The 13155-nt window shown below is 72.1% G+C and carries 10 protein-coding genes; 1 reads left to right on the top strand and 9 read right to left on the bottom strand.

The window, feature by feature from the left end:
- Nucleotides 1-137: 137 nt before the first annotated feature.
- Genes VKA29_RS32970 through VKA29_RS32960 form a run of 3 tightly spaced genes read right to left on the bottom strand, consistent with a single transcriptional unit; the run spans nt 138 to nt 3533 of the window.
- Nucleotides 138-680: a hypothetical protein gene (locus tag VKA29_RS32970; RefSeq protein ID WP_324789706.1), complete on the bottom strand. Its 543-nt coding sequence runs from the start codon at nt 678-680 to the stop codon at nt 138-140.
- 35 nt (nt 681-715) lie between these two features.
- Nucleotides 716-1291, bottom strand: a complete 576-nt coding sequence (locus VKA29_RS32965) for a GNAT family protein (protein WP_324789705.1) — start codon at nt 1289-1291, stop codon at nt 716-718.
- Nucleotides 1269-3533 carry an MMPL family transporter gene (locus VKA29_RS32960; RefSeq protein ID WP_324789704.1) on the bottom strand — a complete coding sequence of 755 codons (2265 nt, stop codon included), beginning with the start codon at nt 3531-3533 and terminating at the stop codon, nt 1269-1271. The genes VKA29_RS32965 and VKA29_RS32960 overlap by 23 nt, the downstream gene beginning before the upstream one ends.
- A gap of 321 nt (nt 3534-3854) precedes the next feature.
- Here VKA29_RS32960 and VKA29_RS32955 point away from each other — a divergent pair, with 321 nt between their 5' ends.
- Nucleotides 3855-4658 (top strand): SAM-dependent methyltransferase, encoded by an 804-nt coding sequence (locus VKA29_RS32955; RefSeq protein ID WP_324789703.1) that lies wholly within the window; start codon nt 3855-3857, stop codon nt 4656-4658.
- A 75-nt stretch (nt 4659-4733) separates the two neighbouring features.
- On the opposite strand, the gene gatB is transcribed toward VKA29_RS32955, so the two are convergent.
- The 6 genes from gatB to ligA form a co-directional block, all read right to left on the bottom strand.
- Nucleotides 4734-6248 (bottom strand): Asp-tRNA(Asn)/Glu-tRNA(Gln) amidotransferase subunit GatB, encoded by a 1515-nt coding sequence (gatB, locus tag VKA29_RS32950; protein WP_324789702.1) that lies wholly within the window; start codon nt 6246-6248, stop codon nt 4734-4736.
- 15 nt (nt 6249-6263) lie between these two features.
- Nucleotides 6264-6503, bottom strand: a complete 240-nt coding sequence (locus tag VKA29_RS32945) for a hypothetical protein (protein WP_324789701.1) — start codon at nt 6501-6503, stop codon at nt 6264-6266.
- Nucleotides 6500-7993 (bottom strand): Asp-tRNA(Asn)/Glu-tRNA(Gln) amidotransferase subunit GatA, encoded by a 1494-nt coding sequence (gatA, locus tag VKA29_RS32940; RefSeq protein ID WP_324789700.1) that lies wholly within the window; start codon nt 7991-7993, stop codon nt 6500-6502. The genes VKA29_RS32945 and gatA overlap by 4 nt, the downstream gene beginning before the upstream one ends.
- A gap of 4 nt (nt 7994-7997) precedes the next feature.
- Nucleotides 7998-8294, bottom strand: coding sequence for an Asp-tRNA(Asn)/Glu-tRNA(Gln) amidotransferase subunit GatC (gene gatC / locus VKA29_RS32935; RefSeq protein ID WP_030231941.1), 297 nt, complete (start codon nt 8292-8294; stop codon nt 7998-8000).
- Between the two features lie 149 nt (nt 8295-8443).
- Nucleotides 8444-10681 (bottom strand): bifunctional diguanylate cyclase/phosphodiesterase, encoded by a 2238-nt coding sequence (locus VKA29_RS32930; protein WP_324789699.1) that lies wholly within the window; start codon nt 10679-10681, stop codon nt 8444-8446.
- A 280-nt stretch (nt 10682-10961) separates the two neighbouring features.
- Nucleotides 10962-13151 carry an NAD-dependent DNA ligase LigA gene (gene ligA / locus VKA29_RS32925; protein ID WP_324789698.1) on the bottom strand — a complete coding sequence of 730 codons (2190 nt, stop codon included), beginning with the start codon at nt 13149-13151 and terminating at the stop codon, nt 10962-10964.
- Nucleotides 13152-13155: the final 4 nt, after the last annotated feature.

The following is a 13155-nucleotide window of genomic DNA, read 5'->3' as shown; positions in this document are numbered from 1 at the left end:
TCCCCCAGGGGGGTGCGCCACATCGGGAGAGTTCCGCATCTTCGGGTCCGGGCCGGGGCCCCGGACGCGAGTAAGGGGCCTCAGGACGTCCGTCAGGTGCTCACGGATGCCCCGAGACCCCTCAGGATCGGCGGTGACTAGCTCGCGGACGGCAGTCCGAGCAGGACGTCGGTGTACTTCAGGACGGCCAGCAGCAGGCCGATCACGCCCAGCGAGACGCCCGCCCAGGCGACCGACTTGATCCACGGCGCCTGCGGCTTGCCGGGGGCTCCGAAGGCCGGCCGGGCGAGGACGAAGACGCCGACGACCAGCGCGGCCAGGGCGAAGAGGCCGCCCCACAGCGCGGTGGTCTGCCAGGCGTCGCCGTAGACCTCCTTGATCTGCTTGGCGACGCCCGCGTTCGACGCGGTGCCCAGCTGGCCGATGAGCGTCTCGCGCGCGGAGGCGACGGTCCCCACCCAGCTGCCGGTCAGCGAGACGACGCCCAGCGCGGCGGAGACGACGGCGCCCGCGCCCTGGCCGACGCCCGTGGGGCCCGCCTCCTGGGCGGTGGCGCCCGCGGCGGCGCCCGCGCCGGTCGTGCCGTCGGCGGCGGGGGTCCCGGTGAGGTCCTCCCTCTCGTCGCCGGGCTTCACTTCGTTGGCCTCGGGCCCGGTCTCGTCCACTGTCTTCGTTCCCATGCCTCGCACCGTACGGACGCTCTCTGAGAGCAACCTTAATGATCGTTGTCGGCGGCACGCGCGCGCGCCGCGCGCCATTCGGGGGCCAGGATCGACCACACCTCGAGGTCGTGCCGTACCCCACGATAGGGGTGCGCCTCCCGGCGCACTCCGTCGCGGGTCATTCCGAGGCGCCGGGCGACGTTCAGGCTGGCCTGGTTGCCGGAGGCGGCGACCCACTCGACGCGGTGGATGCCGCGCTGTTCGACGGCGTGGTCGATGAGCACGCGCATCGCGCGCGTGACGAGCCCGCGGCCGGTGCCGGCGGGCTCCAGCCAGCAGCCGACCTCGCAGTTGCCGTTGACCGCGTCGAAGTTGAGGAAGAGCACCCCGCCGACGAGCTTGCCGTCCAGCCACAGGCCGTGCAGGGAGGCGCTGTCGGCGGCGCGCAGGTCGGCGTAGCGCTGGAGCATGGCCCGCGCGGAGGCCAGGTCGGTCTCCTTCGAACCGAAGGAGATGAACTGCCCGACGAAGTCCCGGCCCCGGTCCAGGTGCGCCAGGAACTCCTCGGCGTGCCACGGCTCCAGGGGCCGCAGTTCGGCTCCGTCGTCACCCAGGGACATCGTGTACATCCCGATCCCGCTCCTTCGCCAGTACCTCGGCCGCCTCGGCGTCCGGGCCCGTGCCGGTGCCCGTGCCCGCCGCGGCCAGCCTCTCATGGGCGGCGCGGCACCCGGGCGGCTCGATGCTGATGCGGGGCAGCCGGGCGTCGAGCCGGCGCGGCAGCCACCAGTTGGCGCTGCCCAGCAGGTGCATCAGGGCGGGGACGAGGAGGGTGCGCAGCACGAAGGCGTCGAGGGCGACCGCGGCGGCGAGCGCGATGCCGAACATGGCGATCACCCGGTCGCCGCTGAGCACGAAGGCGAGGAAGACGGAGATCATGATGACCGCGGCGGAGTTGATCACGCGGCCGGTCTCGGCGAGCCCGACCCGGACGGCGCGCCGGTTGTCCCCGGTCTCCAGCCACTCCTCGTACATCCGGCTGACCAGGAAGACCTGGTAGTCCATGGACAGTCCGAACAGGACGGACACCATGATCACGGGGAGGAACGGCTCGACGGGTCCGGCGCGGCCCAGTCCCAGCAGGTCGCTCCCCCAGCCCCACTGGAAGATCACCACCACGACGCCGAAGGCGGCGGCGACCGCGGCGACGTTCATCGCGGCGGCCTTGACCGGTATGGCCACGGACCGGAAGGCGAGCAGCAGGAGCAGGCAGCCCAGGCCGATGACCACGCCGACGAAGAGCGGCAGTTTGCCGACGATGACACCGGCGAAGTCGTCGTAGCTCGCCGTGACGCCGCCGACCTGGAGGTCGAGCGAGGTGCCGGTCTCGGCGCGCGGCAGGACCTCGGTGCGCAGCCGGTGGACGAGGTCGCTGGTCCGCTGCGACTGCGGCGCCGACTCCGGGACGACGGTGACGTAGGCGGCGGTGCCGGCGGCGTCGTACGTCACCGGGGTCACCGACGCGATGCCCTCGGTGGCGCGCAGGGTGGCGTCGAGGCTGTCGAGGGCGAGCTTGTCCTCGGCGCCGCCGACCCGGGTGACGAGGGTCAGCGGGCCGTTGACGCCGGGGCCGAAGCCGGCGGCGAGGAGGTCGTAGGCCTGGCGGGTGGTGGACGACTTCGGGTCGTTGCCCTGGTCGGAGGTGCCCAGGCGGAGGGAGAGCGTGGGCAGCGCGAGGACGGTGATCACGGCCAGCGCGAGGGCGCCGAGCAGCTTGGGGCGGCGCTCGACCAACGCCGACCAGCGGGCGGCGAACCCGGTGGGCAGTTCGGGTTCGGGTCCGTACCGGGTGAGCCGCTGCCGTTCGCGCCGGCCGAGGGCGCGCATGCCGATGAGGGACAGCAGGGCGGGCAGCAGGGTGACGGAGGCGGCGACGGTGAGGACGACGGTCAGCGAGGCGGCGATCGCGACGCCGTTGAGGAAGTTCAGCCTGAGGATCAGCATGCCCAGCAGGGCGATGCAGACCGTCGCGCCCGCGAACACCACGGCCCGTCCGGTGGTGGCCACGGCGTCCGTGACCGCCTCGGTGACGGTCAGTCCGCGTTTGAGTCCGCGCCGGTGCCGGGTGACGATGAACAGTGCGTAGTCGATGCCGACGCCGAGGCCGATCAGCACGCCGAGCATGGGCGCGAAGTCGGCCACCGTCATGACGTGGCCGAGCAGCACGATTCCCGCGTACGCGGTGCCGACGCCGACCAGCGCGGTGGCGACGGGCAGCAGGGAGGCGGCGAGGGAGCCGAAGGCGAGGAACAGCACGACCGCGGCGACCAGCACGCCGACGCCCTCGGCGAGGTGCCCGCCCAGGGGCTCGGTGAGCGCGACGGCGCTGCCGCCGAGCTCGACCCGGAGCCCGTCGGTCCGGGCGGCCTCGGCCGCGGCGACGACGGCCCGCGCCTGGCCGGCGTCGATGTCCTCGACCCGGTCCGCGAAGGTGACCGTGGCGTACGCCGTGTGCCCGTCGGCGCTGATGCGGCCCGCCCCCTGCGCGCCGTAGGGGCTGGTCACGGAGGCGACGCCGGGCAGGCCGCCGATCCGGTCGAGGGTCCGGGTCATCGTCTGGACGACGTCGGCGGCGCGGACGGTACCGGACGTGGTGTGCCAGACGACGGTGTCGCTGTCGCCGCCCAGGCCGTCGAAGTTCTCCTGGAGCAGCCGGTTCGCGCGGCCCGACTCGGTGCCGGAGACCTCGTAGTCGTTGGAGTACGCGGAGCCGGCGACGACGGCGGCCGCGGCCGTGCCGCCGAGGGCGAGGAGCCAGATCAGCACCGCGACCAGGCGGTGCCGGACACACCAGCGTGCTAGGGCTGCCACGACGTGCTCCCAGGGTGACTGTCTGTGAGATCTTTGACCGGGAACAGTCGTTCATGACATGAACAGCCCGCAAAGAACGCATGTGCAATGTGTTAAACACTCTTGCAGGCGAAATTGATCGTTTGAGCCACTCGTGGGACGAATCACAGGAGCGGGAGGAAGATCACAGGACAGTAACGACCCCGCTGCCGCCTCTTGGCGGGCGTACCTCTTACGGGTGAGAGAACGGGAGGCGGGGCAAGATTTTGAGGCATCGGTCCGGCTCCGGCGTATCCCTGTGCGCTGCGATGGACCCCCCGGACACAAGGAGCCCGTTCACCGATGTCGGACACCGCACTCGAGACCTCGACCGACGACCTCGCCGGCCGGCCGGCCCACCCCCGGTTCCCGCGCAGCAATCACTACGACGTCCGCTGGACGATCGACAACCAGATGGGGCCGCACGCCCTGTGGCTGCTGGAATGGCTGGCCCCCGCGCTCGGTCTGGACTCGCTGCGCCCGGGCGCGCGGGTGCTGGACCTGGGCTGCGGCCGCGCCATGACCTCCGTCTTCCTCGCCCGGGAGTACGGCGTCCAGGTCACCGCGGCGGATCTGTGGGTGGACCCCGACGACAACGCGCGCCGGGTCGCCGAGGCGGGCTTCGCCGACCGGGTGCTGCCGCTGCGCGCCGAGGCGCACGAGCTGCCCTTCAGCGAGGGCACCTTCGACGCGATCGTGAGCATCGACGCCTACCACTGCTTCGGCACCGACGACCTCTACCTGCCCACCCTGACCCGGCTGCTGAAGCCGGGCGGGCGGATCGGCGTGGTCGTGCCGGGGCTGCGGGAGGAGATCGAGGGGGCCGAGCCGCCCGGGCATCTGGCGCCGTACTGGGATCCGGGGTTCTGGGCGTTCCACTCGCCCGCCTGGTGGCGCCGGAACTGGACGCGCACGGGCGCGGTGACCGTGGAGACGGCGGACTGGCTGGCGGACGGCTGGCGCGACTGGCTGCTGTGGAGCGAGGTGTGCGCGCAGGAGAGCACCGACGAGGTCATGGCGCGGACGGCGCGCGACTCGGTGGACCTCCTGAGGGCCGACGCGGGACGCCTGCTCGGTTTCACCCGCGTCGTGGGACGCCACGGCTGAGCGAACGGGTACGGCCCCGGAGGACCTCAGTGGTCCTCCGGGGCCGTGTGCGGCTGTCTCCCGGTGCGGGTCGGCTCAGCCCTCGGCGACGCCCAGCTTCTCCAGGATCAGTTCCTTGACGCGGGCCGCGTCGGCCTGACCGCGGGTGGCCTTCATCACGGCGCCGACCAGGGCGCCGGCCGCGGCCACCTTGCCGCCGCGGATCTTGTCCGCGACGGCCGGGTTGCCGGCGATGGCCTCGTCGACGGCGGCGGTGAGCTCGCCCTCGTCGGAGACGACCTTCAGACCGCGCTTGTCGACGACCTCGTCCGGGGTGCCCTCGCCCGCGAGGACGCCCTCGATGACCTGGCGGGCCAGCTTGTCGTTCAGGTCGCCGGCAGCCACCAGCTCGCTGACCCGGGCCACCTGCTCGGGCGTGATGGCCAGTTCGTCCAGCGTCTTGCCGGACTCGTTGGCGCTGCGCGCGAGTTCGCCCATCCACCACTTGCGCGCGGAGGCCGCGTCGGCGCCCGCGTCGATCGTGGCGACGATCGGCTCCAGGGCGCCGGCGTTGAGGATGGCCTGCATGTCGGTGGCGCTGACGCCCCACTCCTCGCGCAGCCGGTTGCGGCGCACCAGCGGCAGCTCCGGCAGCGCGGCGCGGATCTCCTCGACCCACTCGCGCGACGGCGCCACCGGCACCAGGTCCGGCTCGGGGAAGTACCGGTAGTCCTCGGCCTCTTCCTTGACCCGGCCCGATGTCGTCGACCCGGTGTCCTCGTGGAAGTGCCGGGTCTCCTGCACGATGGTGCCGCCGGAGGACAGCACGGCCGCGTGCCGCTGGATCTCGAAGCGGGCCGCCCGCTCCACCGAGCGCAGCGAGTTGACGTTCTTCGTCTCCGAGCGGGTGCCGAACTTCTCGGCGCCCTTCGGCATCAGCGACAGGTTCACGTCGCAGCGCATCTGGCCCATCTCCATGCGGGCCTCGGAGACGCCCAGCGCCTTGATCAGCTCGCGCAGCTCACGGACGTAGGCCTTGGCCACCTCGGGAGCCCGGTCACCGGCGCCGACGATCGGCTTGGTGACGATCTCGATGAGCGGGATGCCGGCGCGGTTGTAGTCGAGGAGCGAGTGCGAGGCGCCGTGGATACGGCCGGTGGCGCCGCCGACGTGCGTCGACTTGCCGGTGTCCTCCTCCATGTGGGCGCGCTCGATCTCCACGCGGAAGGTCTCGCCGTCCTCCAGCTGCACGTCGAGGTAGCCGTCGAAGGCGATCGGCTCGTCGTACTGGGAGGTCTGGAAGTTCTTCGGCATGTCCGGATAGAAGTAGTTCTTCCGGGCGAAGCGGCACCACTCGGCGATCTCGCAGTTCAGCGCGAGACCGATCTTGATCGCGGACTCGACGCCGGTCGCGTTGACGACCGGGAGCGCGCCGGGCAGGCCGAGGCAGACCGGGCAGGTCTGGGTGTTCGGGTCGGCGCCGAGCGTGGTCGAGCAGCCGCAGAACATCTTGGTGTCGGTGCCGAGTTCGACATGGACCTCGAGGCCCATGACGGGGTCGTACGACGCCAGCGCGTCCTCGTACGACACCAGGTCGGTCGTGGTGGTCACGGTGAAACTTCCCTCTCAGCCCAGCAGGACGTCGTCGTCGCCCAGCCGCTTCAGTTCGCGGTACAGGATGGCGAGGCCGGTGACGATCGCGACCGCGGAGACGGTGGCGTCGATCAGCCGGAGCGTGTCCTGCTCGGCGCGGGCCTTCTTGATCTGCTTGGCGACACCGAACGCGCCGAACGCGGTGGTGGCAATCGACAGGTACGTACCGGACTTGGACTTCTTGAAGTCCTTGGCCTTGGACAGCTTGCTCACAGCGACGGAGCCTCCTCCAGCAGCGGGTGGCCCCACCTTTCCATGAACGCGGCCTCGACGGCGGCGCCGACCTTGTAGAGCCGGTCGTCCTTCATGGCCGGGGCGATGATCTGCAGGCCGACCGGGAGGTTGTCCTCCGGGGCGAGGCCGCAGGGCAGGGACATGGCCGCGTTGCCCGCCAGGTTGGTCGGGATGGTGCACAGGTCGGCCAGGTACATCGCCATCGGGTCGTCGGCGCGCTCGCCGATGGGGAAGGCGGTGGTGGGCGTGGTCGGCGAGACGATCACGTCGACCTGCTCGAAGGCCTTCTCGAAGTCGCGCGTGATGAGCGTGCGCACCTTCTGGGCGCTGCCGTAGTAGGCGTCGTAGTACCCGCTGGAGAGGGCGTACGTGCCGAGCATGATGCGGCGCTTGACCTCGGGACCGAAGCCCGCCTCACGGGTGAGGGAGGTGACCTCCTCGGCGGAGTGCCCGCCGTCGTCGCCGACGCGCAGGCCGTAGCGCAGGCCGTCGAAACGGGCCAGGTTGGAGGAGCACTCGGACGGCGCGATCAGGTAGTACGCCGACAGCGCGAGGTCGAAGGACGGGCAGTCCAGCTCGACGATCTCGGCGCCCAGCTCCTTCAGCAGCGCGACCGACTCGTCGAAGCGCTGGATGACGCCGGCCTGGTAGCCCTCGCCGCGGAACTGCTTGACGACGCCGACGCGCATGCCCGCCACGCTGCCGTTGCGTGCGGCCTCGACGACCGGCGGGACCGGGGCGTCGATGGAGGTCGAGTCGAGCGGGTCGTGTCCGGCGATGACCTCGTGCAGCAGGGCCGCGTCGAGGACGGTGCGGGCGCAGGGGCCGCCCTGGTCGAGGGAGGACGAGAAGGCGACCATGCCGAAGCGGGACACCGCGCCGTACGTCGGCTTCACGCCGACCGTGCCGGTGACGGCGGCGGGCTGGCGGATGGAGCCGCCGGTGTCGGTGCCGATGGCGAGCGGCGCCTGGAAGGAGGCGAGCGCGGCGGAGGAGCCGCCGCCGGAGCCGCCGGGGATCCTGGTGAGGTCCCAGGGGTTGCCGGTGGGCCCGAAGGCGCTGTTCTCCGTCGAGGACCCCATGGCGAACTCGTCCATGTTGGTCTTGCCGAGGATGACGACGTCGGCGGCCTTCAGCTTCTTGGTGAGGGTCGCGTCGTACGGCGGGATCCAGCCCTCGAGGATCTTCGAGCCGACGGTCGTGGGCACGCCCTCGGTGGTGAAGATGTCCTTGAGCGCGAGGGGGACGCCGGCCAGCGGGCCGAGCTTCTCCCCGTTGGCCCGCTTCTCGTCGACGGCGCGGGCCTGGGCCAGCGCGCCCTCGCGGTCGACGTACAGGAAGGCGTGCACCTTCTCGTCGACGGCCTCGATGCGGGCCAGGTGCGCCTCGGTGACCTCGACGGCCGTGAGTTCGCCGGAGGCGATCTTCGCGGCGGTCTCGGCGGCCGTGAGCTTGACGATGTCCGTCATGGGATCAGTCCTCCCCCAGGATCTGCGGCACCTTGAAACGCTGCTGCTCCTGGGCAGGGGCGCCGGAGAGCGCCTGCTCGGGGGTGAGCGAGGGACGGACCTCGTCCGGGCGCATGACGTTCGTCAGCGGGAGCGGGTGCGAGGTCGGCGGTACGTCTTGGTCGGCGACCTCGCTGACGCGGGCGACCGCGCCGATGATGTCGTCGAGCTGTCCCGCGAAGTGTTCGAGCTCTTCGGGCTTCAGCTCCAGACGCGCCAGCCGGGCGAGGTGGGCGACCTCCTCGCGCGTGATGCCAGGCATGCAGCGTTCCTCTGGGGTGAGTGTGTGTGGTTTGGCCCAATCCTATGGGTCGGGGGCGGGTGACCGTGAAACGGTTCGCCTCCACCGCCCCGGCCCGGCCCCGGCGGCCGTGCCGGGCCCCGCTCCTCGGCGGCCGAGCGGGCGGGTTTTCACTCGGCGGCCGGCAGGGCGGCCTTCGGGCGCTGCCAGCCCCGGGATCCGCGCGCCCGCAGCCAGGCCGTGGTCTCCTCGGGCGGCATGGCGGCGGCCACCAGCCAGCCCTGTACGGCGTCACAGCCGAGGTCGCGCAGGCGCTCCCAGGTCTCGTCGTCCTCGACGCCCTCGGCGACGACGAGCAGCCCGAGGGAGTGCGCGAGGTCGACCGTGCAGCGGACGATCTCCGCGTCCTCCGTGTCCACCGCGAGGCGCGCCACGAAGGACCGGTCGATCTTCAGCTCGCTGACCGGCAGCCGCCGCAGGTGCACCAGCGAGGAGTAGCCGGTGCCGAAGTCGTCCAGGGACATCTTCACGCCGTGCCCGGTCAGCGCGGCGAGCGTGTCGGCGGCGCGCTGCGGGTCCTCCAGCAGCACATGCTCGGTGATCTCCAGTTGCAGGGCGCCCGCCGGGACGCCGTGCCGGGCCAGTCGCGCCGCCACCGACCCCGCGAACCCGGGGATGTGGACGTCGCGCGGGGAGACGTTCACCGCGACCGGCACGAACAGCCCCTGCGACCGCCACCGGGCGACCTGCCCGAGCGCCGTCTCCAGCACGTACTCCGTGAGGTGCGGCATCAGCCCGGAGGACTCGGCGATCGCTATGAACTCGTCCGGCGGCACCTTGCCCCGCTCGGGGTGGACCCATCGCACCAGCGCCTCGAGCCCGGCGACCTGGCCGTCGAAGCGGACCTTGGGCTGGTAGTGCAGCTGCACCTCGTGCGCGTCCAGGGCACGCCGCAGGTCCCCCAGCAGTCCGAGCCGGTCGGGCGTGTTCGAGTCCCGCTTGGACTCGTAGGCCTCGACGCCGGTGCGGTCCCGCTTCGCCTGGTACATCGCCACGTCCGCGCGCCGCAGCATCCCCTCGGCGTCCAGGGCGTGGTCGGGGAAGACGGCGACGCCCGCGCTGGCCTCCAGGACGAGGGTGAGCCCGTCGAGGTCGAGCGGGGAGCTGAGCGCGGCGACCAGGCCGCGGGCCACCCGGGTCGCGGACGTCGTGGAGTCGGCGACGGGCAGTAACACGGCGAACTCGTCGCCGCCGAGCCGCGCGGCCTCCGCCCCGCGCGGCAGCGCCACCCGCAGCCGGTCGGCGATCTGCAGCAGCAGCCGGTCGCCGGCGAGATGGCCGAGCGTGTCGTTGACCGACCGGAAGCGGTCGAGGTCGATGAGCATCAGGGCGGAGCGGACGCCGATGCGTTCGGCGTCGTCCAGCGCGGTCCAGATGCGCTCCAGCAGCCACTGCCGGTTGGGCAGCCCGGTCAGCGGGTCGCGCAGCTGCTCCTCCGCGCGGGCGCGGGCGATCCACAGGGTGGAGTCGAGGGCGATCAGCGGGATGGCGAACAGCGGCAGCAGCACGGGCTGGGCGGTGGCCACCACGCAGACCAGCGGGGCGATGCCGAGCAGCGCGACCGCTACCAGGCCCTGCCGGACCAGGGCGGTGCGGGCGACGGTGGGCACGCCGCCGCGGGGGGCGTTCAGGTACCACAGCAGGGTGCGGGTGACCGCGAGGTAGGCGACGGCGACCAGCACCACCGCGGGGGCGGTGTACAGGGTCCAGGTGCCCGGGTCCCAGGGCGTCTCCACCGACGGCACCCGTCCGAAGGCGCCCAGCACCAGGGCTCCGGCGCCGATGCCGAGGATGTCCACGGAGCCGTGCAGCACGCCCTGCCGCCAGCGGCCCCGCCGGGCGACGCCGACCAGGACGACGACGCTGAGGCTGACCATGCCGGCGGGCACCCAGCCGTACAGCATCAGGACGGCGAGGGTGAGCGCGGCGCCGGAGCCGGTGCCGCCCCACCAGCGGGACCGCCCGAGCATGACCAGGTGGCCGACGATGACGCCGGTCAGCACCGCCAGGGACCAGCCGACGGGGCCGTCCGGGAAGAGGGCGTGGCTGCCGGTGAACGCCCGGTAGAAGCCGGCGCCGAGGACGAACCCGGCGACCGCGACGATCGCGGCGGGCAGCGCCGGCCAGGACGGGTGGCGTTCGGTGTCGGCGTCCGGCGGTCCGGACGCGGGCACCGCGGTGAACTGCCGGACGCCCCGGCCGTCCGCCGCGGGGTACCGTCCGGTGGCGCTCTCCCGCCCGCCCGGGCGCTCCGAAGCCCGCACGCCCCGCCGGCCCGCCCACCGGACGCCGGTCACCCGGCCCCGGCGCAGCCATGATTCCGGGGCGGCGCTCTCGGTCGGTTCCATTCGCGTCCCTCTCACAGCCGGCGGTGCCCACGCCCCGCGGCCCGATGCCCGACGACCGCCAACGGCACCGCGTCGGAAAACCCTTGCCGCGTCCTCACGAACCCGTCGAGGGCCCGTCGAGGACAGCGGGGATGCCCCGGCCGCGGCTGGGCACGGCAGGCGCACCTCTCAACAGTAGGCCGCAGAAGGCTTTCACGGGCGGCGGTCGCCTACGGTCGCCCGAATGCGCCCCCGCCACCCGTATGCATCTGATATGCGCCGATCGGGTGGCCTTCAACCGCTATTCCTCAGCCGAAAGCGCGACTTCGGCCGCCGCGTCCGGCCCTTGTCCGAGCAGGACGCCGAACCCCCGCTCGTTCAGGACGGGAACCTTCAGCTGCATCGCCTTGTCGTACTTCGAACCGGGGTTGTCGCCCACGACGACGAAGGACGTCTTTTTCGAGACGGAACCGGTGACCTTCGCCCCGCGGCTCTGCAGCGCCTCCTTGGCGCCGTCGCGGGTGAAGTCCTCCAGGGTGCCGGTCACGACGACGGTCAGGCCCTCCAGCGGGCGGGGGCCCCGGTCCTCGCCGGCCTCCTCCTCCAGCCGCACCCCGGCGGCCTTCCACTTGCGGATGATCTCCCGGTGCCAGTCCTCGGCGAACCACTCCTTGACGGCCTTGGCGACGATCTCGCCCACGCCGTCCACGGCGACGAGTTCCTCCTCGCTCGCCTGCTCGATCCGGTCGATCGAGCGGAACTCGCGGGCCAGCGCCTCGGCCGCGACCGGGCCGACGTGACGGATCGACAGACCGGTGAGGACGCGGGCGAGCGGGCGCTGCTTGGCGGCCTCGATGTTCTCCAGCATGGCGAGCGCGTTCTTGCGGGGGGCGCCCTCCTTGTTGGCGAAGACCGTGGCGGTCTTCTCCTCGCCGGTCTCCGGGTCGCGTTTGGGCAGGCCGCTGTCCTGGTCGAGGACGTAGGCCGTGATGGGCAGCAGTTGTTCGACGGTGAGGCCGAACAGGTCGCCCTCGTCCTTCAGCGGCGGGTCCTCCGGCTGCAGCGGCTGGGTGAGGGCGGCCGCGGCGACGTACCCGAAGTGCTCGATGTCCAGGGCCTTGCGGCCCGCGAGGTAGAACAGGCGCTCGCGCAGCTGGGCCGGGCAGCCGCGGGCGTTGGGGCAGCGCAGGTCGACGTCGCCCTCCTTCATCGGCCGGAGCGGCGTACCGCACTCGGGGCACTCCGCAGGCATCACGAACTCCCGCTCGGTGCCGTCCCGCAGGTCGGCGACCGGCCCGAGGATCTCCGGGATGACGTCACCGGCCTTGCGCAGCACCACGGTGTCGCCGATGAGGACGCCCTTGGCCTTGACGACGTCCTGGTTGTGCAGGGTCGCGAACTCGACCTCGGAACCGGCCACGGTGACCGGCTCGACCTGGGCGTACGGCGTGACCCGGCCCGTGCGGCCCACGCCCACGCGGATGTTGACGAGCTTGGTGTTGACCTCTTCCGGGGCGTACTTGTAGGCGATGGCCCAGCGCGGCGCGCGCGAGGTGGAGCCGAGCCGCCCCTGCAGCGGGATCTCGTCGAGCTTGACGACCACCCCGTCGATCTCGTGCGCCACCGAGTGCCGGTGCTCGCCGTAGTGGGCGATGAACTCCCGTACGCCGTCGAGGTCGTCGACCACCCGGTTGTGCGGGGAGGTGGGCAGGCCCCAGGTCTTGAGCAGGTCGTACACCCCGGACAGGCGGGAGGGGCCGTCGAACCCCTCCAGGACGCCGACACCGTGGACGACCATGTGCAGCGGGAGGGTCGCGGTGACCTTCGGGTCCTTCTGGCGCAGCGAACCGGAGGCGGAGTTGCGGGGGTTGGCGTACGGCTTCTCGCCGGCCGCCACCCGGCGGGCGTTGAGGTCCTGGAAGGCCTCCATGGGGAAGTAGACCTCGCCGCGGATCTCGACCAGCCGCGGGACCCGCTCGCCCCTCAGCCGGTGCGGGATCTCCCCGATCGTCATCACGTTGGGCGTGATGTCCTCGCCGATCTGCCCGGTGCCCCGGGTGGCGGCGCGTACCAGGCGGCCGTCCTCGTAGGTCAGGTTCACCGCGAGGCCGTCGACCTTGAGCTCGCACAGGAAGTGGTGGTCGGAGGTGCCGACGTCGCGTTGGACGCGCTCGGCCCAGGCGGCGAGCCCAGCGTCGTCGAAGACGTTGTCGAGGGAGAGCATGGGCGAGCGGTGCTCGACCTTGGCGAGGTCGCTCTTGAACTCGACCGCGACCTTCTGTGTCGGCGAGTCCGGTGTGCGCAGCTCCGGGTACTCCTCCTCCAGGGCCTGGAGGGAGCGCAGGAGTTCGTCGAACTCCGCGTCGCTGATGACCGGAGCGTCCTTCCCGTAGTACCGGGCGCGGTGCTCCTCGATCTGTTCAGCGAGCCGGGCGTGCTTCTCCCGCACCTCGGCGGGCACCGTCGTCTCCGCTTGCTTGTCGCCGGCCACCGTG

The sequence above is a fragment of the Streptomyces sp. H51 genome (genome assembly GCF_035656535.1).
Classification (GTDB): Bacteria; Actinomycetota; Actinomycetes; order Streptomycetales; family Streptomycetaceae; genus Streptomyces.
The sequence above is the reverse complement of the archived record's forward strand: the minus strand, read 5'-3'. Positions and strand labels throughout refer to the sequence as shown.